This is a genomic window from Achromobacter sp. (assembly GCF_050285585.1).
Lineage (GTDB): Bacteria > Pseudomonadota > Gammaproteobacteria > Burkholderiales > Burkholderiaceae_B > Achromobacter.
On sequence record NZ_JBLZXF010000001.1, the window covers coordinates 172969 to 197555 of the forward strand.

24 protein-coding genes are annotated in these 24587 nt (G+C 68.2%); 9 read left to right on the top strand and 15 right to left on the bottom strand.

The genetic code is table 11. The annotated features are described in order from the left end of the window. Window positions 1–18: 18 nt before the first annotated feature. The 3 genes from ACN6PJ_RS00830 to ACN6PJ_RS00840 form a co-directional block, all read right to left on the bottom strand. Window positions 19–990 (bottom strand): Bug family tripartite tricarboxylate transporter substrate binding protein, encoded by a 972-nt coding sequence (locus ACN6PJ_RS00830; protein WP_427993994.1) that lies wholly within the window; start codon window positions 988–990, stop codon window positions 19–21. A gap of 182 nt (window positions 991–1172) precedes the next feature. Then, on the bottom strand, window positions 1173–1709 hold the full coding sequence (locus ACN6PJ_RS00835) for a hypothetical protein (RefSeq protein WP_427993995.1): 537 nt from the start codon (window positions 1707–1709) through the stop codon (window positions 1173–1175). Window positions 1710–1816: 107 nt separating this feature from the next. Continuing rightward, window positions 1817–2218 carry a carboxypeptidase regulatory-like domain-containing protein gene (locus tag ACN6PJ_RS00840; protein WP_427993996.1) on the bottom strand — a complete coding sequence of 134 codons (402 nt, stop codon included), beginning with the start codon at window positions 2216–2218 and terminating at the stop codon, window positions 1817–1819. 197 nt (window positions 2219–2415) lie between these two features. Here ACN6PJ_RS00840 and ACN6PJ_RS00845 point away from each other — a divergent pair, with 197 nt between their 5' ends. From ACN6PJ_RS00845 to ACN6PJ_RS00855, 3 genes are all read left to right on the top strand, one after another. After that, complete coding sequence (locus tag ACN6PJ_RS00845; RefSeq protein ID WP_427993997.1) at window positions 2416–2976, top strand: TetR/AcrR family transcriptional regulator; 561 nt, start codon at window positions 2416–2418, stop codon at window positions 2974–2976. Between the two features lie 146 nt (window positions 2977–3122). After that, window positions 3123–3674, top strand: a complete 552-nt coding sequence (locus ACN6PJ_RS00850; RefSeq protein ID WP_427993998.1) for a DUF2975 domain-containing protein — start codon at window positions 3123–3125, stop codon at window positions 3672–3674. A 5-nt stretch (window positions 3675–3679) separates the two neighbouring features. Continuing rightward, on the top strand, window positions 3680–3925 hold the full coding sequence (locus tag ACN6PJ_RS00855; protein WP_427993999.1) for a helix-turn-helix domain-containing protein: 246 nt from the start codon (window positions 3680–3682) through the stop codon (window positions 3923–3925). 52 nt (window positions 3926–3977) lie between these two features. On the opposite strand, the gene ACN6PJ_RS00860 is transcribed toward ACN6PJ_RS00855, so the two are convergent. The 7 genes from ACN6PJ_RS00860 to ACN6PJ_RS00890 all read right to left on the bottom strand — a co-directional run bounded on the left by ACN6PJ_RS00860 (window position 3978) and on the right by ACN6PJ_RS00890 (window position 11624). Beyond that, on the bottom strand, window positions 3978–5372 hold the full coding sequence (locus ACN6PJ_RS00860) for a M20 family metallopeptidase (protein WP_427994000.1): 1395 nt from the start codon (window positions 5370–5372) through the stop codon (window positions 3978–3980). Then, window positions 5369–6358 (bottom strand): ABC transporter ATP-binding protein, encoded by a 990-nt coding sequence (locus ACN6PJ_RS00865; RefSeq protein ID WP_427994001.1) that lies wholly within the window; start codon window positions 6356–6358, stop codon window positions 5369–5371. The genes ACN6PJ_RS00860 and ACN6PJ_RS00865 overlap by 4 nt, the downstream gene beginning before the upstream one ends. Then, window positions 6355–7344, bottom strand: a complete 990-nt coding sequence (locus tag ACN6PJ_RS00870) for an ABC transporter ATP-binding protein (RefSeq protein ID WP_427994002.1) — start codon at window positions 7342–7344, stop codon at window positions 6355–6357. Before ACN6PJ_RS00870 ends, ACN6PJ_RS00865 begins: the two co-directional genes overlap by 4 nt. Before the next feature lie 2 nt (window positions 7345–7346). Then, complete coding sequence (locus ACN6PJ_RS00875; RefSeq protein ID WP_427994003.1) at window positions 7347–8264, bottom strand: ABC transporter permease; 918 nt, start codon at window positions 8262–8264, stop codon at window positions 7347–7349. Window position 8265: 1 nt separating this feature from the next. Further along, on the bottom strand, window positions 8266–9183 hold the full coding sequence (locus ACN6PJ_RS00880) for an ABC transporter permease (RefSeq protein ID WP_427994004.1): 918 nt from the start codon (window positions 9181–9183) through the stop codon (window positions 8266–8268). Between the two features lie 63 nt (window positions 9184–9246). Further along, a complete protein-coding gene (locus tag ACN6PJ_RS00885) occupies window positions 9247–10818 on the bottom strand; it encodes an ABC transporter substrate-binding protein (protein WP_427994005.1) in 1572 nt (523 codons plus the stop codon). A gap of 71 nt (window positions 10819–10889) precedes the next feature. Then, window positions 10890–11624, bottom strand: a complete 735-nt coding sequence (locus tag ACN6PJ_RS00890; protein ID WP_427994006.1) for a GntR family transcriptional regulator — start codon at window positions 11622–11624, stop codon at window positions 10890–10892. 199 nt (window positions 11625–11823) lie between these two features. On the opposite strand from ACN6PJ_RS00890, the gene ACN6PJ_RS00895 reads away from it, so the two are divergent. The 3 genes from ACN6PJ_RS00895 (at window position 11824) to ACN6PJ_RS00905 (ending at window position 15391) form a co-directional block, all read left to right on the top strand. After that, window positions 11824–12999 (top strand): pyridoxal-phosphate-dependent aminotransferase family protein, encoded by a 1176-nt coding sequence (locus ACN6PJ_RS00895; RefSeq protein WP_427994007.1) that lies wholly within the window; start codon window positions 11824–11826, stop codon window positions 12997–12999. Window positions 13000–13044: 45 nt separating this feature from the next. Continuing rightward, window positions 13045–14094: a serine hydrolase domain-containing protein gene (locus ACN6PJ_RS00900; protein ID WP_427994008.1), complete on the top strand. Its 1050-nt coding sequence runs from the start codon at window positions 13045–13047 to the stop codon at window positions 14092–14094. A gap of 286 nt (window positions 14095–14380) precedes the next feature. After that, entirely contained in the window at window positions 14381–15391 is a 1011-nt protein-coding gene (locus ACN6PJ_RS00905) for an aldo/keto reductase (RefSeq protein ID WP_427994009.1), read from the top strand. A 57-nt stretch (window positions 15392–15448) separates the two neighbouring features. Here ACN6PJ_RS00905 and ACN6PJ_RS00910 read toward each other — a convergent pair whose 3' ends face one another. Together ACN6PJ_RS00910 and ACN6PJ_RS00915 are read right to left on the bottom strand one after the other, a co-directional pair. After that, entirely contained in the window at window positions 15449–16783 is a 1335-nt protein-coding gene (locus ACN6PJ_RS00910; protein WP_427994010.1) for an MFS transporter, read from the bottom strand. A gap of 57 nt (window positions 16784–16840) precedes the next feature. After that, window positions 16841–18478, bottom strand: coding sequence for a GMC family oxidoreductase (locus tag ACN6PJ_RS00915; RefSeq protein ID WP_427994011.1), 1638 nt, complete (start codon window positions 18476–18478; stop codon window positions 16841–16843). A 201-nt stretch (window positions 18479–18679) separates the two neighbouring features. Between ACN6PJ_RS00915 and ACN6PJ_RS00920 the strand changes: the two genes are divergently transcribed. Beyond that, window positions 18680–19528, top strand: a complete 849-nt coding sequence (locus ACN6PJ_RS00920) for an IclR family transcriptional regulator (RefSeq protein WP_427994012.1) — start codon at window positions 18680–18682, stop codon at window positions 19526–19528. Between the two features lie 13 nt (window positions 19529–19541). Here the strand turns inward: ACN6PJ_RS00920 and ACN6PJ_RS00925 are convergent, their stop codons facing one another. After that, window positions 19542–20258 carry a GntR family transcriptional regulator gene (locus tag ACN6PJ_RS00925; protein WP_427994013.1) on the bottom strand — a complete coding sequence of 239 codons (717 nt, stop codon included), beginning with the start codon at window positions 20256–20258 and terminating at the stop codon, window positions 19542–19544. Window positions 20259–20392: 134 nt separating this feature from the next. Here ACN6PJ_RS00925 and ACN6PJ_RS00930 point away from each other — a divergent pair, with 134 nt between their 5' ends. Both ACN6PJ_RS00930 and ACN6PJ_RS00935 read left to right on the top strand, forming a co-directional pair. After that, window positions 20393–21379, top strand: a complete 987-nt coding sequence (locus ACN6PJ_RS00930; protein ID WP_427994014.1) for a Bug family tripartite tricarboxylate transporter substrate binding protein — start codon at window positions 20393–20395, stop codon at window positions 21377–21379. 58 nt (window positions 21380–21437) lie between these two features. Next, window positions 21438–22631 carry a M20 aminoacylase family protein gene (locus ACN6PJ_RS00935; protein ID WP_427994015.1) on the top strand — a complete coding sequence of 398 codons (1194 nt, stop codon included), beginning with the start codon at window positions 21438–21440 and terminating at the stop codon, window positions 22629–22631. A gap of 39 nt (window positions 22632–22670) precedes the next feature. Here the strand turns inward: ACN6PJ_RS00935 and ACN6PJ_RS00940 are convergent, their stop codons facing one another. Beyond that, the gene (locus tag ACN6PJ_RS00940) at window positions 22671–24110 is read right to left on the bottom strand and encodes an MFS transporter (RefSeq protein ID WP_427994016.1); all 1440 of its coding nucleotides are present in this window, start codon (window positions 24108–24110) and stop codon (window positions 22671–22673) included. Between the two features lie 43 nt (window positions 24111–24153). After that, window positions 24154–24582 (bottom strand): VOC family protein, encoded by a 429-nt coding sequence (locus ACN6PJ_RS00945; protein ID WP_043547967.1) that lies wholly within the window; start codon window positions 24580–24582, stop codon window positions 24154–24156. Window positions 24583–24587 lie beyond the last annotated feature (5 nt).

Sequence of the window (24587 nt, forward strand, 5' to 3'; positions counted from 1 at the left end):
AGCCCGCCCCGGCGTCGCCTATTCGCCGCGGATGTTGGCTTCCTTCACGATCTTGCCGTTGTCCGCGTATTCCTTCTGCACCTGGGCCGTGAATTGCTCCACGGTGCCCGGCGACATGATGTTCAGTGCATCGGTCAGCGGCTTGCTGATGTCCGGCATCGCGGCGATCTTGTTGATCAGGCCATTCATGCGCGCGCGGAATTCCTGGCTGGTGCCGGCCGGCGCGAAGAACCCGAACGTGGACGTCATATTGGCCATGGGATAGCCCAGCTCGGCCAGGGTGGGGGTGTCCGGCCGGGCCGGCAGGCGGATGGGCGAGCCCACCGCCAGCAGCTTCAGCTTGCCTTCGTCGATCAGCGCGTTGATTGGGCCGGAGGCGTTGACGAGCATCAGCGTGAACTGGCCGCCCAGCGCGTCGGGCACCATCTGGGCCATGCCCTTGTATGGCACGTGGGCGATGCGCACGCCGGCCTGGCCATTGATCTGTTCGAGCATCAGGTGGCCCAGCGAGCCGACGCCGGCCGTCGCCAGCGACAGGCCGTCGGGATCGGCCTTGGCCTGGGACAGCATGTCCTTGAAGTTCTTGCCCGTGAATTTCGGGCCGCCTACCAGGTAGACCGGCGAATACATGACGGCGGCCACGGGCGCCAGGTCCTTCAGCGGGTCGTACAGGGTCTTCATGACATGCGGCGACAAGGTCACCGGGCTGACGGCGGTGAAAGCCAGCGTGTTTTCGTCATGGGCGCGGGCCACGGCGTTCATGCCTATCATGCCGCCCGCGCCGCCGCGGTTCTCCACCACGACCGGCCTGTCCAGCTCCGCCGCCAGCTTCTGGGCGAAGGCGCGCGCCGTATTGTCGACGATGCCGCCGGCGCCGTAGGGCACCACGATGGTCATGGCCTTCGAGTCGGCCTGGGCGTATGCGCCGCCGGAGAGCGCGCAGGCCGCGCCAAGCACGCAAAGCCCGGCGATCCGCTTCAAATTCAACATGCTTTCTTTTTCCCCTTGATGCCCGGCGGCGTCCGCCCGGGCGCGATGACGGCCGTCCAACGCGACGCGCCGGCATGCAGTGTGTGCACGCCGGCGCGCGGAGACAACCGGGTATACCCGCAGAGAAGGACACCGGGGATGCCGCGATAGGGGGCTTCGCATTAACGCGGCCCCTGGGGGGCCTACCTCTTCATGCAGGAATCCAGCATGCGGTTGTAGGTGTCCACCATGACCTGGGTGGTCCATTGCGTCGGGGTGGCCGGATCGTAGCCGCTCTCGTTCATGGCCCAGCGCCGGCAGTCCGTGCTGGCGCCGGCCTGCGACGCGTCGACGGGCGACGCGGCTTCGTATTGCTGCGCCGGCGCGTACTGCGGCTGTGCGGACGCGTAGGCCGGCGGCGGCTCATAGAGCGGCGCGTCGTAGACGGGCGGTGCATACACGGGCGGACTGGTGTAGCCCACGCCGGGCGCGTAGACGCCCGCCTGTGCGTAGGACGGGCCGGAGTCCGCCGCCAGCATCAGGCCGACCGCGGCCAGCGCGAACGCGCCGCCCACCCACCACCCGCTGGAACTGCTGCCGCCGCCATGGTGGTGATGGTGATACCCGCCGCCATGGCCGCCGCCCCAGTAACCGCCGTGTCTGCCGCCCGCCATCGCCGGCGCGCTGGCCACCGTCAGAGCCAGCGCCGCGAGGGCCGCCCGGCTCGAAAACCGCTTCATGATTCCACTCCTTGTGCGCCCGGCGGGCGCGTTGCGCTGCTCCGGGGCGATATTGCTACTTTACTGCCGCCCTGGCGCGACAACCTGTCTCAAGCGCTACCGGGATTTCAACCCGTTTCAGGGCTGCGGCGCGGCGCCCGCGGCGGTTGCTCGCTGTTGCACGAGCGGGACTCGCCGGCGCGCAACTGGATCCGCGCCTTGTCGTCGAAATCCGCAGCTTCGCGGTTGCGGGTTTCGTACGTTTCGTAACCCTCTTTCTCCACGCACCAGTTCCAGAAATAGACCTGGGATCCGTGCAGCATCATCGATTCCACGCGCCATTCGCGGATCGCCTGGAAGGTGGCGACGCCATCGGAACCGCTTCGCGTTTCGTGGCGGAAGCGCTCGCGGCCGTAGGGATAGGAACTGCTGATCAGGACGACACGGGTGTCCGCCACGGGCTGGGAGTCCGGGCCCAGCACGGTGATGCGGGCATCGGGCTGCATCGTCTTGTAGACGGGGTAGGGCACACAACCGGAACTGAGGATGGCAAGGGGGATAGCAAGGGCAGTGGAGCAAACGCGCAGCATCAATGTCATCGACGGGAAGAATCGCTTCTGAAGGAGTGGCTAAAAGTGTTGAACGGTAGTATTTTCTCGCGATGATTACGGCACCGCCCCCCACTTCATCGCAAGACAAGCGTCTCACGAAAGGCGAACGCACCCGCTTGCAGCTCCTGGAGGTCGCCGCCGCGGAGTTCGCCGAACGCGGATTCCAGCATACCCGGATCAGCGACATCGTTGCCCGGGCCGGCGTGACCCAACCCGTCTTTTATCAGTATTTCACCAGCAAGCAAGCCGCCTACGACGAACTCGTGGGCATGTTCGCCCAGCGTCTGCGCCAGGCCGTCGGTCAGGCGCGCCTGCCGGCCGGCCTGGCCGAGGCAGAGCTGGCCGGCCGCATCCGCCAGGGCGTGAACGGCCTCTTGAGCATCCTGCAGGAAGATCCCAACCTTACCCGCATCGGTTTCTTCCAGGTCGCCGCCGCGGAGTCCCTGAAGGACGAACTGGTGGCGATGATCGCCGACAACGTGCGGGCCGAGCAGCAGGCGGGCCTGTTCAGGTCGGAAGTCCGGGCCGATTGGTTCGCGCAATCGCTGATGGGCGCCATCGAGCGCTTCACCCGCCAGGCCACCGACGCCGAGCGGCGCGAGGCCCAGGCGGACTTCATTACGGATCTTTTTCTCGATGGCATGCGAATACGGCAGCCGCCCCGATCAGCCTCCTAGCCGGAGGCTTTTTTTTTGCCTGCTTGCGGTCGGCCCGCAACGATGCTTATCTCTATTATTTCTGCTTTATTTAAAAAAATTATCGTTTATCAATAAATGATGTTAAGCTCTCGCCAACTTCAACTCACCCAGCGAGGCCGTAAGCCATGAACGCGACATGCCAGGAAGCCAATCAACAACGCATCGGCAGGATCAGCCGGCGGTTTGCCGGCGTGTGCAGCGCCCTGATGGCGGGCGCGGTGACGCTTGTCGTGATCTATTGGGCAACGCTGGACCTTGCCACGCTGAATGCCAAGTGGATGGACGGGGAGGCGACGGTGCAGTCGTTCCCGCCGTTGCTGCGCGGCGCGTGCCTGGCGCTGTCGCTGGGGCTGGCATGGCCCGTCGTGCTGGGGCTGGTCCATCTGCGCCGGTTGTTCCGGCTGTACGCGGCAGGCGTCATGTTCGGCGAGCGGAACGTGGCGGCGCTGCGCGGGTTCGGTCTGTCGCTGGCGTTGTTCGCCGTCGCGCAACTGCTCTATACGCCGATCATGGCGCTGACGATTTCGTCCGGAAATCCCCCGGGGCAGCGGCTGATCAGCGTGGGGATAGACGCCGGCGTGGTGGTCACGGCGGTGGCGGGCGGCGTGCTGATGGTGATCGCATGGGTCATGGACGAGGCGCGCAAGCTCGACGAAGACCAGCAGTTGACGGTCTGACGCGCATGCCTATCGTCGTCAATCTGGATGTCATGCTTGCCAAGCGCAAGATCCGGTCCAATGAACTGGCCCGGGCAGTGGGTATCACCGAGGCCAACGTGTCGTTGCTGAAGTCGGGCAAGGTGCGCGCGGTCCGGTTTTCGACGCTGGAAGCCATTTGCCGTTACCTGGATTGCCAGCCCGGCGATCTGTTGGAGTACGTGCCCGGCGACGAGCCTGACGCGGCCGATTCCTCGCCCGGCGGCATATGAGGCCTGCGCGGGCGCCTCGCGGCGCCCGCGCGCTTCAGGGCTGCGGCCGGGCTCAGCGCGCCAGCGCGGGCGTGCCGCCGGCGCCCAGGTCCCAGTACAGCCCCGTCATCAGGCTCAGCGCCTGGCGCAGCAGGCCCGGAGGCAGGTGTTCGTTGGGCGCGTGCTGGGAGCAGCCGGGGTAGGAATGGGGCACCCAGATCGTGCGCAGGCCCAGCACGTCCGTGAAGATGTCGTTGGGCAGCGACCCGCCCAGGTTCGGCAGCACGGCGGCCTTGGCGCCCGAAGTGCGTTCCAGCGAGTCCACCGCCCAGCGCACCCACGCGTCTTCCGGATCGATGCGCGTGGCGCGGAACATGCTTTCCCGAGTGAGGGCGATCTTCACCATCGGAAAGCCCTGGCGGTCCAGGTGGCGGCGCAGGGCGGGAATGAGTTCGTCGGGGTCCACGCCTACCACGAAGCGCAGCTGGCAGCGCGCCCAGGCCTTGGGCGGAATGGCGTTGACGGGAGTGTCGGGGTTGCCGGTCTTGTAGGCCAGGACCTCGAACGAACACCAGCCGAATACGCGTTCGGCGGGCGAAAGGCCGGGCTCGCCCCAGTCCGGCTCGATCTCGGGGCCGTCGGCGCCGCCGTCCACCTGGCAATCGGCCAGGGCCCGCCGCACGCCGGCCGGCAGTTCCGGCGGCACCCATTCCGGCACCCGGATCTGGCCGGCGGGCGACACCAGCGTGGCGATCGCGTGGGCCAGCTGGATGCCCGGATTGGAGATCAGGCCGCCCCAGTTGCCGGAATGATGGCCCCCCGCGCGCGCGTCAATGCTCAGGTCGAAGTTCAGGCTGCCGCGCGCGCCCAGGAAGACAGTGGGCCGTTCCGCGCTCAGCCGCGGCCCATCGGACGCGATGAGCAGGTCGGCCGCGAGCAGGTCGCGGTGCTCGTCGCACAATTCGCGCAGCCCCATCGAGCCGGTCTCTTCGCCCATCTCGATCAGGTATTTGGCGTTGAAGCCCAGCTTGCCGCGCGTTTCCAACACCAGCCGCAGGGCTTCCATATTGATGGTGTGCTGGCCCTTGTTGTCGGCGATGCCGCGGCCGTACCAGCGGCCTTCGGACTCGGTCAGCCCCCAAGGCGACAGGCCTTCCTTCCATTCCCGCTCCAGCCCGCGGATGACGTCGCCGTGGCCGTAGCCCAGCACGGTCGGCAGGGCCGGGTCCTCGATGCGTTCGGCATAGAGGAAGGGCGCCAGCGCTTTCGGGTGGGTCAGCGTCCGGCACTTGAAGCCCAGGGCTTCGAAGGCCGGGCGGATTTCGGATTCCAGGTAGTCGGCCAGCACGGCGGCGCGTTCGGGATTCTGGCTCTCGGTGGGCATCGCCAGGCGGCGCGCCAGCAGGGATCGGAAGGCGCCGGAGTCGAAACACTGTTCCGCCTGGGCGATGGCATGTGCGCGGGTCATGATGGGTTGGCTCCGTTCGGGGAAGAGGGGACGGGGGGATAGAGGTGGCAGGCCACCAGCGCGTGTTCGCGCTGCGTCAGCGCCGGGCGTTCCGTCTTGCACTGGGCCATGGCGTGCTGGCAGCGCGGATGGAAAGGGCAGCCCGAGGGCGGGTGCAGCGGGTCGGGGAACGACAGGCCCAGCCCCATGTCCGGAATGCCCAGGCCGGGCTCGGGCGTGAGCACCGACGCCAGCAGCGCCTGCGTATAGGGGTGGCGGGGGGCATGGAACAGCTGCGCGGTGGACGCGGACTCCACGACCCTGCCCAGGTACATCACCGCCACGTGGGTGGCGATGTGCTCCACCACCGCCAGGTTGTGGCTGATGAAGACGTAGGTCAGGTTGAACTCGCGCCGCAGGTCCATCAGCAGGTTCATGATCTGCGCCTGCACCGATACGTCCAGCGCGGAGGTGGGCTCGTCGCAGATGACGATCTCGGGGTGCATCACCAGCGCCCGCGCGATCGCCACGCGCTGGCGCTGCCCGCCGGACAGCTGGCCCGGCGTGTTGTGGGCCAGCCGCGGCGGCAGCCCCACGCGTTCGAGCATTTCGATGGCCTTGTGCTGCCTGGGGTTGTCGATGCCATGCACCTCCAGCGGCAGGGACACGATGGAGGCGATGGAGCGCCTTGGGTTCAGCGAGGAGTACGGGTCCTGGAAGACCGGCTGCACGCGCCGGGCCAGCGCGCGCCGGCCCAGGCTGCGGATGTCCTGTCCTTCCAGCCTGACCGCGCCTTCGGTCGGGGGCGTGAGGCCCAGCAGCATGCGGGCCAGCGTCGATTTTCCGCAGCCCGATTCGCCGACGATGCCGAGCACCGCGCCGCGCTCCACCGCCAGGTCCACGCCGTTGACGGCATGCAGGGTGCTGCGCGGCCGGAACATGCCCGAGCGGATCGAGAACTGCCGGCTGACGGCGTCGGCTTGCAGCAGGGGGGGCGGCGGGCTCATGCCAGGGCTCCTTCCGGGTGGAGGATGCAGCGCCAGCGCTGCCCGGTGTCGGCGCTGTGCACGGGCACGGTCTCGCGGCAGCGGGCCTGCGCGTGCGGGCAGCGGTCATGGAAGGCGCAGCCCCGCAGGTCGCCGATCAGGGCCGGCACGACGCCGGGTATGGTGCCCAGCGCCGCGCCCGGCGGCGTCCGGCCGGGCACCGGGATACAGCCCAGCAGCCCTTGCGTGTAGGGATGGCGGGGCGCGGCGAAGAGGTCGGCCACCGGCCCTTCCTCCACGATCTGGCCCGCGTACATGACCGCGACCTGCCGCGCGATGCGCGCGACCACGCCCAGGTCATGGGTGATCAGCACCATGGCGATGCCGAGCTCGGCCTGGAGATCGGCCAGCAGCCGCAGGATCTGCGCCTGGATCGTGACGTCCAGCGCGGTGCTGGGTTCGTCGGCGATCAGCAGTTCGGGCCCGCACATGAGCGCCATGGCGATCATCACGCGCTGGCGCAGCCCGCCCGACAGCTGGTGCGGGTATTGGGAAAGCCGTTGGCCGGCCGAGGCGATGCCGACCTTCTCCAGCAGCTCCACCGCCCGGTCGCGCGCCTGCTGCGCGCTGGCCTTGCAGTGGTGGATGTAGTGTTCGGTGAGCTGTTCGCCGATGGCGTAGGCGGGATTCAGCGCCGTCATCGGTTCCTGGAAGATCATGGCCATCTTGCTGCCGCGCAGGGCGTTGACGCGCCGCCCGCGGGCGGCGGACAGGTCTTCGCCCAACACCGACAGCCGGCGAGTGCGGCGCTGCGCGGCCTTGGGCAGCAGGCCCATGATGGCCAGCGAGGTCATGGACTTGCCGCAGCCCGATTCACCGACCAGGCACAGCGTTTCGCCGCGCCTGACCTGGAAGGACACGTCGCGCACCGCGTGCAGGGCGCCGCGCGGCGTGGCGATGTCGACGGTGAGGCCCTGCACGTCCAGGACGATGTCGTTGACGGCCATGGTCAGGCCCTCTCTTCGGGCGTCAGGAGTTGATGGAGCCCGTCGCCCGCCAGGTTGATGGCGAAAATCAGCAGGGCCAGGGCGGAACCGGGAATGGCGATCAGCCAGAACGAGAAGAACATGTATGCCTTGGCCTCCGAGATCATCAGGCCCCAGGACGGCAGCGGCGGCTGCACGCCCAGGCCCAGGAAGGACAGCGAGGCCTCCAGCAGGATGGCGCTGGCGGCTTCCAGCGTGGCGATCACGATCAGTTGCGGCACCACGTTGGGCAGCACCTCGCCCCAGACGATGCGCCAGGTGGACGCGCCCGCCGCCTGCGCCGCGGCCACGTATTCCAGCGAACGCACCTGCTGGGTGGCGCTGCGCATGACGACCGCGTAGCGGTCCCACTTGAGCAGCCCCAGCACCAGGATCACGACCCAGAGCGAACCGCCCACGATGGCCACCGTGGCCAGCGCGACCAGGATCACGGGCATGGACAGGCGGGTGGTGATCAGGAAGGACACCGCCATGTCGACCTTGCCGCCGAAGTAGCCGGCGGCCATGCCCATGGCCGTGCCGATCAGGCCCGAGATCAGCGCCACGCTGATGCCGATCAAGAGCGAGATGCGGGCGCCGTAGAACAGGCGCGACAGGTAGTCGCGGCCCAGCTGGTCGGTGCCCAGCGGGTGCAGCCAGGTGCCCTTGGCGTACCAGACGGGCGGCGCGGTGCGGTACGCCAGGTCCTGGTAGTACGGATCGTGCGGGGAAATCCAGGGCGCGAACAGCGCGACCAGCACGATGGCGAGCAGGATGCCGCCGCCGGCCAGCAGCGCCTTGTTGCGCCTCAGGCGCCGCCAGCGCAGGGCCGAGGCGGAGCGTTCCAGCGGCGCCTGCGGGGGCGCGCCGGGCACGGGCGGGGTAAGGAGGGGCGTGGTCATGTCAGGACACCCGGATGCGAGGATCGAGCCACGCGTTGGCGATATCGGAGGCGAGGGTCAGCAGCACGTAGAGCACCGACAGCAGCAGCACGATCAGCTGCATCACGGGATAGTCCTTGTAGGTGATGCTCTGGTAGGCCAGGTAGCCCAGGCCGTCCAGCGCGAAGATGGTTTCGATGACGACGGAGCCGCCCAGCAGGTAGCCCAGCTGAACCGCCGCCAGCGCCACCACCGGCACGATGGCGTTGCGCAGCGCGTGCTTGAAGACGATCTTGCGCGCCGGCAGGCCCTTGGCCCGGGCGGTGCGGATGTAGTCGGCGGCCAGCACCTCGATCATGCCCGCCCGGATCAGCCGCATGAAGGCGGGGGCCACGTAATAGCCCAGCGCGATGGCCGGCATCACGAAATGCTGCCAGGTGCCGCTGCCCGACACCGGCAGCAGGCGCAGCGAGATCGAGAACAGCATGATCAGGATCAGCGCGAAGAAGAAGTTGGGCAGGGCCTGCCCCAGCACCGCGACCGCCAGGCAGAGCCGGTCGATCAGGCTGTCCTTGTAGAGCGCGGCCAGCACGCCCAGCGGAATGGAGATCAGCAGGGCGAAGCCCAGCGCGCTCAGGCCCAGCAGCAGGGTGGTCGCGAGCTTGGAGAGAATCAGCGGCCCGGCCTCGGTCTTGAAGTACACCGAGGTACCGAAATCGCCCTGCAGGATGTGCCAGAGCCAGTCGGCGTACTGCACCGCCAGGGGCCGGTCCAGCCCGTAGGTCTTGCGGATCATCTCGATATCGGCCTGTCGCGCGCCTTCGCCGGCCAGCGCCAACGCCGGGTCGCCCGACAGGTGCAGCAGCAGGAACGCCAGGATCGAGACGGTCAGCGCCACCAGGACCGCGAGGCCCAGGCGCCTGAGCGTGAAGTAAAGCATAGGACTTCCTCTCCGTTTCGCGTCGTCCGGCCGGCGCGGGGCCGGCCGGGCGCAGCCCGAGCCTTACTTCCAGCTCATGTCCCAGAAGCGCACCAGCTCGTCCGAGTAGGGCTTGAAGTTCACGTCCTTGGTGGCCACGTAGTAGGCCGGCAGCGTCCACAGCGGCACCGCGTAGGCCTTCTGCGCGATAAGGTCCAGCGCCTGCTTGTAGGCGGCGTTGCGCGCCGCGCTATCGATCGTGTGGTCGCCCTTGTTGAGAAGGTCCCGCACCTGCGGGTCGCGGGTGATGTCGTCGTTGCCGAAGGCGAAGTACACCGGCGTCGAGGCGGACACGTCGTTGACCAGGTTGGAGCCCCAGGTCTGGTGGGTGAGCGAGGCCTTGTTGGCGCGGATCATGTCGCGCATGGCGGCGTATTGCAGGAAATTGAGCTTGGCCCGGATGCCCACCGCCTGCAGGTAGTTGATGATGGCTTCGGTCTGGTTGCGTTCCCGGTACGCCACGATGTCGATGTCGAAGCCGTTCGGATAGCCCGCCTCGGCCAGCAGCTTCTTCGACAGGGCGGGGTCGTACTTGTAGACGGGCGCGCCCTCCTGGGTGCAGCCTACCTGCGACGGCGTGCATATGGTGTTGATGAGGCCGCCGCCTTCCCCCACGATGTTCTTCAGCATGGATTCGCGGTCGATCGCGTGGATGATGGCGCGGCGCACCCGTTCGTCCTTGAGTTGCGGCGCGGGCGTGCCTTCCAGGATGTTCATCTGCATGAAGACGATGCGCATGGTGTTGCCCGTGACCATCTGCAGCGCGGGCATCGACCCCAGCTGTTCGGCCTGGTCCTTGGGCACGCTCATGATCAGGTCCTCGCCGCCCGAGATGACTTCGGCCATCTGGGTCTGGCGGTCGGGGATGAAGCGGATGACGACCTTGCCGATCTTGGGCTGCGCCTTGGGCGAATCCTTGAAGTAGTCGGCGTTGCGCTCCAGCGTGATGGACTTGCCGGGCTGGTAATCCACGACCTTGTACGGGCCCGAGCCCACGGGCTTGGCGTTCATGCCCTTGGGGCCGACCTCCTGGTAGTACTTGGCGGGATGGATGGCGGCGGTGGTGGACAGGTACTCCTTGGCGCCGGGGAAGGGCTCCTTGGTGGTCAGGCGCACCTTGTATTTGTCGATCTTCTCGACCTTGTCGATCCAGGCCACGTTCTGCTGCGTCACGGCCTTGTTCTTCGGATCCGCGACGTAGTTCAGCGTGTACACCACCGAGTCCGCGTCGAATTCCTCGCCGTTGTGGAATTTGACGCCCTGGCGCAGTTCGAACTCCATGGTCTTGTCGTCGACCTGCTTCCAGCTCTTGGCGAGCTGCCCCTTGTACTCGTTGGTGACCGGGTCGCGGTAGAGCAGGGTGTCCCAGACGTTGGCGGCGATGATGACGCCGATCCGCACGTTGTTGTAGTACGGGTCCACGCTTTCGGGCGCCTGGTCGTAGGCCATGCGCAGCGTGTCGTCCTTCTTGCCGGCCAGGGCCGGCTGGGCGGCCGCGGCGGCGCAGGCCAGCACGGCGGCGGCCAGGATCTTCAGCGAGGGAAAGCAACGGAGGGCGGGCGGGGATGAGACGGGGGTGACGCGGCAATCGGCCATGGCGAGGCTCCTGTGGAAGTCACTGCACGTACTGCGTATCTACTGCGTATCCGTCGGGCGGGTAAGGGACGTCAGTCTGAATCCGGGGGCGGGGCGAGCGCATGGCCCAGTGTCTTGAGCGCGGCGTCGCACTTGCGCTGCAAATGCTGGCGCATGATGCCGGCCAGCCTGTCGGCGTCGCGCGCCTCCAGGGCCTCGGCCATCTCGATGTGCTCGCGCATCGCCAGATCCCATTTCTGGCGGTTCTCGTTCGACACGAACCGCAGGTTCTGGATCCGCGCGTTCTGGGCGTCGTACAGCTGCTTGAGCAGGCTGTTGTGCGAGGCCAGGCTGATGCGCTCGTGGATCTCGCGGTTGGTCTGGAAATAGGTGGGCAGGTCGCGGCGCGCGTGGCTGGCCATCATTTCGTAGGTGAGCGCCCGGATTTCGGCGATTTCCAGGTCCGTGGCCCGTTCGCAGGCCAGCCGGCACGACATGGCCTCCAGGCCGCCGATGACCTCGAAAGCCTCGCGGATATTGGCTTCGGACAGCGCCACCACCTGCGCGCCCCGGTTGGGCTCGATCTGCACCAGGCCCTCGGCGGCCAGCAGGCGGAACGCTTCGCGCAGGGGCGTGCGCGATACGCCCAGCAGGTCGCACAGCGCGCGTTCGTTCAGGCGCGAGCCGGGCGGGAATTCCCCCTGGATGATGTGTTCGCGCAATTGCCCGGCCACCGTCGCCGGCAGCGTGCGGCTGCCGCCGGCGCGGGCCTCGGCCGTGCCGCCAGCGGGCGCGGCCTCGGGCATCAGGCTAGGAACGCTGCTCATTGGTATACAAATATTCCCCGTGTTTTGCGGAACTATAAACCTGGATGGCGCATGGTCTGATGGGTGTATACCCTAGGTTATTCGCGTAAAAACAATGGGATAGAGTGACGTATGCTGCAAGTCCGAATGCTGGGTAAACGCTGTTCGTCTACCGGCACCTCCCATTGGTATACAAAAAAATTCCACTTTGGGGCTACGCATGCTTACCCTGAACAACCATCCGTCCGGCCGGCACTTCCTGCAGATTCCGGGGCCCACCAACGTGCCCGACCGCGTGCTGCGCGCCATCGACCAGCCCACCATCGACCATCGCGGGCCGGCATTCGGCGCGCTGGGGCTGGCGGTGCTGGGCGGCATCAAGCAGGTGTTCCAGACGCAATCGCCCGTGGTGATCTTTCCCTCGTCCGGCACGGGCGCCTGGGAGGCCGCGCTGGTCAATACGCTGTCGCCCGGCGACCGGGTGCTCATGGTGGAGACCGGCCATTTCGCCAGTCTCTGGCGCAAGCTGGCCGGGCGGCTGGGGCTGGAAGTGGACTTCCTGGAAGGCGACTGGCGCCATCCGGTGGACGCGGCGGCGATCGGCGCGCGGCTGGCGGAAGACGCCGGGCGCGCGATCAAGGCCGTGTGCGTGGTGCATAACGAAACTTCCACCGGGGTAACCAGCGATATCGCGGCCGTGCGCAAGGCGATCGATGGCGCCGGGCATCCCGCGCTGCTGATGGTGGACACCATCTCGTCCCTGGGATCCATCGATTACCGCCACGACGAATGGGGCGTGGACGTGACGGTGGCCGGCTCGCAGAAAGGCCTGATGCTGCCGCCCGGCCTGGCCTTCAACGCCGTCAGCGCAAAGGCGCTGGCCGCGGCCGACAGCGCGCGCCTGCCGCGTTCGTACTGGGACTGGCGCGAAATGCTGGTGGCCAACGAGCGCGGCTATTTCCCGTACACCCCCGCGACCAATCTGCTCTACGGCCTGCACGAGGCCCTGGCCATGCTGCGGGAGGAAGGCCTGCCGCAGGTATACGCGCGCCATTGCCGCCATGGGCAGGCCACGCGGCTGGCGGTGCAGGCCTGGGGCCTGGAGCTGCTGAGCCTGGATCCGGCCGCGCACAGCCCGGCCCTGACCGCGGTGATGATGCCGGCCGGCCAGGGCGCCGACGCCTTCCGCAAGGTGGTGCTGGACCGCTTCGACATGTCGCTGGGGCAGGGCCTGGGCAAGCTGGCCGACCGGGTGTTCCGCATCGGCCACCTGGGCCACTTCAACGACCTGACGCTGTGCGGCACCCTGGCGGGCGTGGAAATGGGGCTGGCCGCGGCAGGCGTGCCCCACCGCCCGGGCGGCGTGCGCGCGGCCATGGAATTCCTGGCCGGATAGCCTTCCCCGATCGAAAACCCTGTGCGATGACGATGAGGACAACGAATGAACACGCTTATGCAGCAGGCGATCCAGTTCGCCAACGACCATGAATCCGCCTGGGACCGCAGCGTCAAAGGCGTTTTTGGCGTGCACCTGAACGATCCTCCCCCCTGGAACCGGCTGCTGGGCCCCCTCCATGACCGTGGCCCGGTGTCGGGCGTGGTGGTGGTGGACGGCAAGACCATTGCATCCTGGGGCGAGCCCGACCGCGCCGACCTGACCTTCAGCGTGGCCAAACTGTACCTGGCGATCCTGGCAGGCGTGGCGCACGACCGCGGGCTGCTGCCGGACGTGGACGAGCCGGTGGGCAGGCGCGTGCCCGGCATCGGCTTCGATAGCGGGCAGAATGCCGACATCACCTGGCGCCACCTGCTGCAGCAGACCAGCGAATGGGAGGGCGAGCGCTTCGGCGTGTCCGACCAGGCCGACCGCTACCGCGCCGTCACCTTCGGCGTGCCGCCGGACGGCAAGAAGGGCGATGCGCGGCCCCTGCAGCGCCCGGGCACGTACTGGGAATACAACGACGTGCGCATCAACCAGCTGTCGTATGCGCTGCTGCATCTGTTCCGCAAACCGCTCCCCGAGGTCTTCCGGGAGGCCGTCACGCGTCCGATCGGCGCCAGCGAGAACTGGCAGTGGGTGGGCTACGACAACGCCTGGGTCGAGATCGACGGCCAGCGCATGCCCTCCGTGCCTGGCGGTTCGCACTGGGGCGGCGGTATGTCCATCAGCGCCCGCGACCAGGCGCTGATCGGCCAGATGCTGTTGAACGGCGGCCAGGCCAACGGCCGCCAGGTGCTGTCCGCCGAATGGATCCAGGCCATGCGCACGCCCTGCGACATCGCGCCGTACTACGGCTACCTGATCTGGCTGAACCACGAAGGCAGGGTGTTCCCCAGCGTGCCGGCGTCCAGCTTCTTCGGCGTGGGCGCGGGCAGCTCGTTCACCTGGGTCGAACCCGAACGCAAAATGGTCGTGATTGTCCGCTGGCTGGACTCGGCGCATGCCGATGCGCTGTTCGGCAAGATCCTGGCGGCAGTGGATGCGCCGTAGGATGGGTGGAGCGCGAGAGTTCTTAAGGAAGAACCCAAATATCCAGCGCGCGAAACCCATGCGGTCGTGTGCAGACTGTTTTCCGGCCGACACAGGGGCACTGTCTGACCGCGGCCGCATGGGTTTCGCGCGTTGAGCGCCTGGGTTCTTGCCTGGGAACTGCCGCGCTTCACCCATCCTACGGCCGGCCCAGCGTCGGTGGAGCGCGCTAAGATCATGCGAAGGCCCGCCGCTGAAGGCGCGCCGCCCATCGCACCCCCAAGCAACCCGCCACAAAGGACCACTCATGAACTACCGCCGACTCGGCCGCAGCAATCTCCGGGTATCGCCCCTCTGCCTGGGCACCATGATGTTCGGGGAGCAGACGCCCGACGACGAGGCCGCGCGCATCGTCGCGTCGGCGCGCGACCATGGCCTGAACTTCATCGACACCGCCGACGTGTACAACGGCGGACGTTCCGAGGAAGTGGTGGGCAAGCTGCTGAAGGGCCAGCGCCACGACTGGGTGCTCGCCAGCAAGATCGGCAACCCGGTGGGCAAGGGCCCGAACCTGTCGCACTATTCACGCCAATGGCTGATCCGCGGGGTGGAGGCCAGTCTGGCGCGGCTGGACACCGACTTCATGGACATTCTCTACCTGCACCGCGACTTCCACGAGGAGAACCTGGAAGAGGCGCTGTGGGCGCTGGGCGACCTGATCCGCGCAGGCAAGCTGCGCAGCTTCGGCCTGTCGAATTTCCGCGGCTGGCGCATCGCCGAAGTGATGCGCCTGTGCGAGAAGATGGGCGTGCCGCAGCCGGTGGTGTGCCAGCCTTACTACAACATGCTCAACCGCGGCCCCGAAGTGGAAATCCTGCCGGCCTGCCGCCACTACGGCCTGGGCGTGGTGCCCTACAGCCCCATTGCGCGCGGCGTACTTACCGGCAAGTATCTGCCGGGCCAGGCGCCGGCGGCCGACTCGCGCGCCGGGCGCGGCGACGCCCGCATCCTGGCGACCGAGTTCCGCGAGGAATCCCTGCAGATCGCGCAGAAGCTGGTGGCGCACAGCGCGGCGCGCGGCGTGCAGGCCGGGCATTTCGCCACCGCCTGGGTACTGGCCAACCCCATCGTCACGGCCGTCATCGCCGGGCCGCGCACCCTGGCGCAGATGGACGATTACTACGCCGCGCTGGACGTTTCCATCACGGCCGAGGACGAAGCCGTGGTGAACGGCTGGGTGACTCCGGGCCATGCCTCCTCGCACGGTTACAACGATCCCAACTATCCGTTCTACGGCCGGCCCGTCGCGGCCGCCTGAGGCGCCGCGCGCCGCCGCGAAACCCGGTCGCGGGCGGCGCAGTCCGCGCCGCCTGCGTCATGCCTTGCGCAGGCCCGCTGGCGGCAGGGGCGCGGCGGCCTCCGACTCGGCGGGCTGCCCCCCGCGTCCGATCAGCCAGGCGCACGCCGCCGACACCACGCCCGAGAACAGCACGTACAGGCAGATCAGCCAGGGCTCGCCTCCGCCCGTCTTGAGCAGCGCGGTGGCGATGATGGGCGTGATGCCCGAGGCGAAGATTCCCGAGAACTGGTAGACGAAGGAAATGCCGGTGTAGCGCACCTTGGCGTCGAACAGCTCGCAGAAGAGCGCGGCTTCCGGCCCGTACACGGCCGCGTACAGAATGCCGAAGGGCACGATGATGGCCAGCCAGATCAGCATGACGCTGCCCTGGCTGTTGAGCATCAGCCAGAAGCCGGGGAAGGATGCCGCGGCGGTAATGAGCGAGCCCCAGAAATAGACCCGCGTGCGCCCGATGCGATCGGACAGGCGTCCGAAGAAGGGAATGAAGAAGCACATGACCAGGGCCGCCGCCATGACGCCGATGAGCGCCTCGGTGCGCGTGATCTGCACCGTCTGCGTGAGGTACGAGATCGAGAACACGCCGAACACGTTGAAGAACACCCCGTCGATGTAGCGCGCGCCCATGCCCTTGAAGACGTTGCCCGGATAGCGCCTGAACATGTCGGCAAACGGGATGCGGCTTTCGGCGTTGTTCTTCTTGACCGCCGCGAATTCGGGCGTTTCCTTGATGTTCAGCCGGATGTACATGCCGACGGCCACCATGGCCGCCGACACGAGGAAGGCGATCCGCCACCCCCAGGCCATGAACTGCGCGTCGGTCAGCAGGGTGGACAGCAGCGCCACCGTGCCGGAGGCCAGGCACAGGCCGATCGCCAGCCCGATCTGCGGCAGCGAGGCGTAGAACCCCTTCTTGCCGGGCGGCGCGTACTCGTAGGCCATCAGCACCGCGCCGCCCCATTCTCCGCCCAGCCCGATGCCCTGGAACACGCGCAGGAGCAGCAGCAGGATGGGCGCCCAGATGCCGATGCTGTCATAGGTGGGAACCAGGCCGATCAGGAAGGTGGCCACGCCCATGATCATCAGGGTCATCACCAGCATGCTCTTTCTGCCGATGCGGTCGCCGAAGTGGCCGAAGATCAGCCCGCCCAGCGGCCGCGTGACGAACCCCACCGCGAAGGTGGTGTAGGCCAGCATGGTGGAGATCACCGGATCGCCGGCGGGGAAATACAGCTTGTTGAACACAATGCCCGCGACGACGCCATACAAGAAAAAGTCGTACCACTCGATGGTGGCGCCGATCAGCGACGCGGCGACGACCCTGCGCACCGCGGCTTCGTTCTGCTTGGCCATGTCTAGTCTCCTTTGGTGTGGCGGCCGGACGCTCTGCGTCGTCCTGGCCGTGGGGGCTCAGGCGGCGGCCTGCAGCGCCTGCGGCTGCGCCTGCCTGAGGTCCTGCAAAATGAAGTCGGCCGCGCGCTCGGCCAGCATCACCACGGGCACATTGGTGTTGCCGGACACGAGCGTCGGCATGATCGAGCAATCCACCACGCGCAGCCCCGCCACGCCGTGCACGCGCAGGCGTTCGTCCACGACCGCCATCGGGTCGCTCTGCGGCCCCATTCTCGCGGTGCCCGACGGGTGGAAGATCGTGGCCCCGTGTTCGCGGCAGAAGTGCAGGATCTCGTCGTCCGTGCGCACGTCCGGCCCGGGGCGGAATTCGCGCTTCATCATTCCGGCCAGGGGCGCGGTCGCCGCGACCTTGCGCGCGTACTTCACGGCGGCCACCACCATGCGGCGGTCCAGTTCCGTGGACAGGTAGTTCGGCTGCATCGAAGGCGCCTCGAACGGGTCCGCGCTGCGCAGGCGCACGTAGCCGCGCGAAGAGGGCCGCAGCTGGCACACCGAATAGGTGCAGCCCGAGAACGGATGCACCTTGCCGCCGGCCATGTCGGCCGAGAGCGTGGCGAAATGAAACTGCGTGTCCGGCGTGCGGCTGGCAGGATCCACGCGGCAGAACAGTCCGCCCTGGTTGATGCCCACGGCCAGCGGGCCGCTGCGGAACATCAGCCATTCCAGCCCCATGCGGGCGCGACCGGCCAGCGTCCGCAGCTGGTCGTTGGTGGTGATGGGGCGGGCGGTTTCGTAGATCAGGCGGATCTGCAGATGGTCCTGCAGGTTCTCGCCTACGCCGGGCAGGTCGCGCACCACTGCGATGCCGAAGCGGCGCAGCAGCGCGGCAGGGCCCACGCCCGACAGCTGCAGCAGCTGGGGGGATTGCAGCGCGCCCGCGCACAGCACCACCTCGCGGCGGGCGCGCACCGTGCGCACCTGCCCGTGCTGCCGGTAGCGCACGCCGCAGGCCCGGGTGCCTTCGAACAGGATGGCCATGGCGTGCGCGTCCGTCTCCACGCGCAGATTCGGGCGACCCTGCGCGGGCCGCAGATAGGCGACGGCGGTAGAGCAGCGGCGGCCGTTGCGGGTGGTGAGCTGGTAGTAGCCCACGCCTTCCTGATCGCCGGTGTTGAAATCGTCCACATGGGGAATGCCCAGGTTTTCGGCGGCCGCGATCAACCCCTGCACCAGCGGATGCGGCGTCTTGATGGACGTGGCGTTGAGCGGGCCTTCGGTGCCGCGCGTGGGCCCGGGGCCCAGGTCATTGTTTTCCAGCTTGCGGAAGTAGGGCAGGCAGTCGTCCCAGCTCCAGCCCGGGTTGCCGGCGGCGGCCCAGGCGTCGTAGTCGCGCCGCTGGCCGCGGATGTAGATGAGGCCGTTGATGGAGCTGGACCCGCCCAGCGTGCGGCCGCGCGGCCAATAGATGCGCCGGTCCAGCATGTGCGGATCGGGGTCCGTGTAGTAGCCCCAGTTCACCACCTTGTGGAACATCGTCTTGCCGTAGCCGATGGGGATGTGGATCCACGGATAGCTGTCCCTGGGCCCGGCCTCCAGCAGGCAGACGGCGTGCTTGCCGCTGGCGCTCAGCCGGTTGGCCATCACGCATCCGGCCGAGCCGGCGCCAACCACGATGTAATCCACGGTATCGGACATGTCCGCAAGCTCTCCCTTGCAGCAGGGCGCCGCGCGCCTGGCCGGAGTCCGACGGCGCGTTTTCCCTGCTTGTCGTTGTGGGGCGCACTTATATACTGGATCGATGACGAAGGTCCGGCATCGCGCGGGCCTTCGTGCATTTGTGGCGATTCTAGGAAGCGGGCGCGCAGCGCAAAGCACTATGCGCGCCCAGGCGGAAAAGTGGAACAGAATATGCAGATTCGGTTTCAAAATCGCAGTGCAGCATCGGCGGCGGGCGCCGCGGAAACCGCGTCCGGCGAAACGCAGGACGCGTCCCGCTCGCTGCGCGCGCTGCTGGTGCTGGAGCATCTGGCGCGGGCCCAGCACCCGCCCACGCTGGCGCAGCTGGCGCAACGCCTGGACATGCCCAAGACGACCTTGATGCGGCTGCTGGCGGCCATGCAGCGCGCGGGCTTCGTCGCCGCCACGCCCACCGAGAACGGCTACGTGCCGGGCCCGCAAGCCTCCGTGCTCGCCCTGGCCACGCTGCGCGCATCCGCCTTCACGCGCGCGTGTCGGGCCGTGCTCGCGCAACTGGTCGGCACCTTGGGCGAAACCTGCAATCTCACCGCGCCCGACGGCGATCGCGTGGTCTACATGGAACGCGTGGAAACCACCGAGCCGCTGCGGCTGTTCTTCGCCGTGGGCAGCCACGTGCCCATGCACTGCACCGCCAGCGGCAAGCTGTTCCTGGCCTCCATGAACCGCCTCGAGCGCGGCCGCGTGCTGGCGCGATTGCCGCTCACGCGCAACACGCCGCGCACCTTGACGGATCCGGCCAGGCTGGACGAGGAACTGGAGCGCCTGGCCGCAAGAGGCATAGGCATAGACAACGAAGAGTTCGTGCGAGGCATGAGCGCGGTGGCGGTGCCGGTGCGCGACGCGGAAGACCGCGTCGTGGCGGCCGTGGCCTGCCATGCGCCCACGGCCCGGGTGATGCTGGACGAACTGCTGCGCGCGGTGCCCGTCCTGGAACGCGCGGCGCAATCCATGCGCGAGGTGCTGGCGCAGCACCGCGCGGGCGTGTGACTGCGCGCCCGGCTCAGGCCGAAGGCGTGAAGAGCTCGGGCGGCAACTTGGCGACGGCGTCGTAGGTCAGGCGGATATGGCTGGCGAGCAGGGTACAGGCGCGGTCGGCGTCGCGGGCGAGCGTGGCGTCGAGAATGCCCTGGTGCTCGTCGTGCAGGTCGCGCGCGATGGGCCGGCGCGTGACGGTCAGGCGCCGGTAGCGCTCGGCCTGCTGGTAGAGAATGCCCAGGAAATGATGCATCCAGCGCGAAGGGCAGGCGCGGATGAGCTCGCGGTGGAAATCGCGGTTGCGCTGCTCCCACTCGTCGAAGCGCGCGTCGGGATCCGAGGCCAGGCGCTGCTCGGCCTTGCCCAGCCGGTGGAACGCGGCGAGCACGGCGCTTTCCCAGTCGTCGTCGCCGACGGCGATGGATTGGCGCAGGGCCTCGGTTTCGAGCAGCACGCGGTTTTCGGTGATGTCGCGGAAGTCGTCGAGCGAGATGGGGGTGACGTGGAAGCCGCGCTGCCCCTGCGCGATGACGAGGGCGTCGGACACCAGCAGCGCCAGCGCTTCGCGCAGCGTGCCGGCGCCCACGCCGTAGTCGTCTTTCAGGTGTTCGACACGCAGGCGCGAACCGGGCGGCAGCTTGCCCTGGATGATGTCGCGGCGCAGGTTGACGTAGGCCGCGCCGACCAGGGTGTTGGCCGAGGCGGCGTGGGCAAGCGGAGGGAGCAGGGTGCCTTCAGACATGGCGCTACTTTATCATGCCCTCCAAAAATCTCGATAAAAATTGTTGACGCCGAGATTTATGCTGCTTATCGTAAATAAGACGCCGCCCAGTATGACCGGCACAAAGCCGGCGGCAGGCGCACAGGAGACAAGCAGTGATACGGCTACATGACATCCGGCGCGCCGCCGGCTGCCTGGCGGCGCTGGCCGTGCTGGCGGCCAGCCCCTCGGCCCGCGCCGAGGCCTGGCCCGCGCGGCCGGTGACCATCCTGGTCAACGGCGGGCCCGGCAGCCTGCCCGACCTGTTCGCGAGGCCGCTGGCGGAGCGGCTGCACCGGGCCCTCGGCCAGCCCGTCGTCGTGGAGAACAAGCCGGGCGCCGGCGGCATGCTGGCCATGCAGCAGCTGAAGTCCGCGCCCGCGGACGGGCACACGCTGGCGCTCGTCACGAATGCGCACCTGGTGTGGAACCCGTACATTTTCCCGGCGCTGACCTACGACCCCGCGCGCGACCTGCTGCCGGTCAGTCCCCTGGCGATCATCCCGATGGCGCTGACCGTCAACGACAAAATGCCCGCGCAGTCGCTGGACCAGCTGCTGGCCATGGCGCGCCAGCAGCCGGGCAAGCTGAACTATGCGTCCTCGGGCAACGGCAGCCCGCCGCACGTGCTGTTCGAAATGCTGCGCGAGCAGGCCGGCGTCGACATCATGCACGTGCCGTTCAAGACGGGCACCGGCGCGCTGAACTCCGTGCTGGCCGGAGACACGCAGATGTACTTCGCGGGGACCGCCCTGGTCGAGCCCATGGTCAGGGACGGCCGGCTGCGCGCGCTGGCGATCAGCGAAACGGTGCCGGACGCGGCCTTCGGCAAGGCGCCCACGCTGGCCGCGCGCAACTTCCGCGGCTTCGAAGGCGCCGTATGGCTGGGCGTGGCGGCCCGGTCCGGCACGCCCGACGCGATCGTGCAGCGGCTGAACGCGGAGATCGGCCGCGCCCAGCAGGACGGCGCGCTCAAGCAGATGTACGCCAGCCACGGCTCGCTGCCGTATCACCTGGCAGCGCCCGCCTTCGCTCAGCGGGTTTCCGAGGAACGCGACGCCTCGGGTCCCGTTTTGCGCAAGCTGGGCATCAAGCCCGATTGACTACCATTCATTCTTCCACCCAACTTTCCGGCCCCGCTCGCGAGGCCGGCACCGCCTTATGAACCTGATCGAAGACATCGTTGAACTCTCGCCATCCATCCGCGCCGTCCGCCGCGACATCCACGCGCACCCCGAGCTGGCCTTCGAGGAGAACCGCACGTCGGATCTGGTGGCCGGGCTGCTGGAAAGCTGGGGCATCGCCGTGCATCGCGGTTTCGGCAAGACCGGGCTGGTCGGCGTGATCCGCAACGGCAGCTCGCCCCGCACGGTGGGGCTGCGGGCCGACATGGACGCGCTGCCCATGCACGAGGCGAACCAGTTCGGCCACGCCAGCAAGCACCCGGGCGTCATGCACGCCTGCGGCCATGACGGCCACACCGCCATGCTGCTGGGCGCGGCGCAGCACCTGGCCCGCCACCGGAACTTCGACGGCACCGTGTACCTCATCTTCCAGCCCGCCGAAGAGCGCGGCGGCGGCGCGCGAGAAATGATGCGCGACGGCCTCTTCGAGAAGTTCCCGATGGAAGCCGTGTTCGGCATGCACAACATGCCCGGCATCCCGGTGGGCTGCTTCGCCTCGTCGCCCGGCCCGGTGCTGGCGTCCAACAGCGAATTCCACGTGACCATACGCGGCAAGGGCGGCCACGCCGCCATGCCGCACCTGGCCATCGACCCGATCCCCGCGGCAGGCCAGATGATCGAGGCCTTTCAGACCATCATCAGCCGCAACAAGAAGCCGCTGGAGACGGCGGTGATTTCGGTCACCATGCTGCACGCGGGCGAGGCGGTCAACGTCATCGCCGACACCTGCGAGCTGCGCGGCACGGTGCGGGCGTACACGCGCGAAACGCTGGACCTGATCGAACGCCGCATGGGCGAAATCGCCGCGCACGTGGCGGGCATGTTCGGCGCGGAGTGCGACTTCGTCTTCACCCGCCACTATCCGTCCACCATCAACCACGAAGCGGAGACCGCCTTCATGCGAGGCGCGCTGGCCACGGTGGTGGGCCAGGAACGCGTGCTGGCCCAGGCTCCCATCATGGCGGCCGAGGACTTCTCGTTCATGCTGGAGGAAGTGCCGGGCAGCTACTGCTTCATCGGCAACGGCGACGGCGAGCACCGCGAGTCCGGCCACGGCATGGGCCCCTGCCTGGTCCACAACACCAGCTACGACTTCAACGACGAACTGCTGCCCATCGGGTCCAGCGCCTTCGTGAAGCTGGCCGAGCAGTGGCTGGCGCGCAGCGCGTAGCGCCGGGCCGCCGGGCTGGGCATGCCCGGCCTTGGCCGTTCAATGCGGCGTCTCCGCCCGGACCGGCAAATCACGGTTGCGCGAACGCAGCAGCACCGCGCTCAATGCCGCCGCCAGCGCCGCGATCAGCGCGCCCGCCAGAAACGTCATCTGGTATCCGCCGTTGAGCGCCGCCGTGGGCGCGGCGCCCGCCTGCGCGAGGGCGCCGCTGCGGGCCGCGGCCAGGCTGGCCAGCACGGCCAGCCCCAGCGAACCGCCCATCATGAAGGCGGTGTTCACCACGCCCGAGGCCAGGCCCGACTGGCTGGGCTCCACGTCGCTCATCGCCGCCAGCAGCATGGGGTTGAAGGCCACGCCCGCGCCCAGGCCCAGCAGCAGCATGCCCGGCAGCACGTCCGCGGCGAAGCCGCCGTCCACGGGCGCGCGCGAGAACAGCGCCAGCCCCAGCGCGGCCATGAACAGGCCCGTGGCCAGCGGCGCGCGTATGCCGAAACGCATCACCAGCTTGGCCGACAGGCCCAGCGAGAACGCCGCCATGATCAGGTTGGCCGGCAGGAAAGCCAGGCCCACCTCCATGGGGCTGTAGCCCAGCACCAGCTGCATGTACAGCGCCGACACGAAGAACCACGCGAACATGGCGGCGGCCCACAGCACGCCGACGATGTTGGCGGTGGCCACGTTGCGCAGGCGGAACAGTCCCAGCGGCATCAGCGGGGATTGCACCCGCGCTTCGATGGCGAGAAACAGCGCCATCAGCGCGGCGGCCGCGCCCAGCAGCGTCAGCGATTGCGCCGAGGTCCAGCCCGCCTCATTGCCATTGACCACGGCATACACCGCCAGCATGAGCGAGGCGGTCACCGCGAAAGCGCCGGCCACGTCCAGCCGCCCGCTGCCCGCGGCGGCGGGGGCGGGCGGGATCAGGCGCAGGCACAGCGCGTAGACCAGCACGCCAATGGGCAGGTTGACCAGGAAGATCCAGTGCCAGGACAGGGCGCTGGTCAGCAGGCCGCCCAGCAGCACGCCGATGCTGCCGCCGCCCGCGCAGACGAAACCGTACACGCCCATGGCGCGCGCCCGTTCGCCGGTCTCGGTGAAGAGGTTCATGATGAGCGACAGCGACACCGCCGACACCACCGCGCCGCCCAGCCCCTGGGCCGCCCGCGCGCCGATCAGCAGGGCCTGCCCCTGCGCCAGCCCGCAGGCCAGCGAGGCCAGCGTGAATAGCGTCAGCCCCGCCAGGAACACCCGGCGGTGTCCCAGCAGGTCGCCCAGCCGCCCGCCCAGCAGCAGGAAGCCGCCGAAGGTCAGCATATAGGCGTTGACCACCCAGACGAGCGAAGTCTCGGAGAAATGCAGGTCCTGCCGGATCGAGGGGAGGGCGACGTTCACGATCGTGGTGTCCAGCACGATCATCAGCACGCCCAGACAGAGCACCAGCAGCGCCCACCATCGTTGCTTGCCGTGGATTCCATGCGTCATCGGCTATCGATTCCTTGAATGTTTCGTTGAGGACGGCTGGCGGTCAGTGGGTCAGGCGCCCGCCGCTGACCATCCAGCGCGTGCCGTAGCGGTCGATCAGCGAGCCGTAGGCCTCGGCCCAGAATGTCTTCTGCAGCGGCATCGTGATGCTGCCACCCTCGGCCAGCATGTCGAAAACGCGCTGGGCGTCCGACACCGTGGGGTAGGCCAGCGACAGCGCCACGCCCTGCTTGCCGGGGTAGGGATGCCCGGCGGTGGCGTCGCTGCCCATCAGCATCTGTTCGTCCAGGCCCAGCCGGGCATGCATGATGCGCTCGGAGTCCTCGGCGGACAGGGACGGCATGGCGGCGTCGGGCGGGGCATCCGCGTAGCGGACCAGCGCCTCCAGCCGCCCGCCCAGCACGCGTTCGTAGAAGCGCATGGCCTCGGCGCAGTTGCCATCGAAGCTGAGGTAGGCGGATAGTTGGGGCATGATGT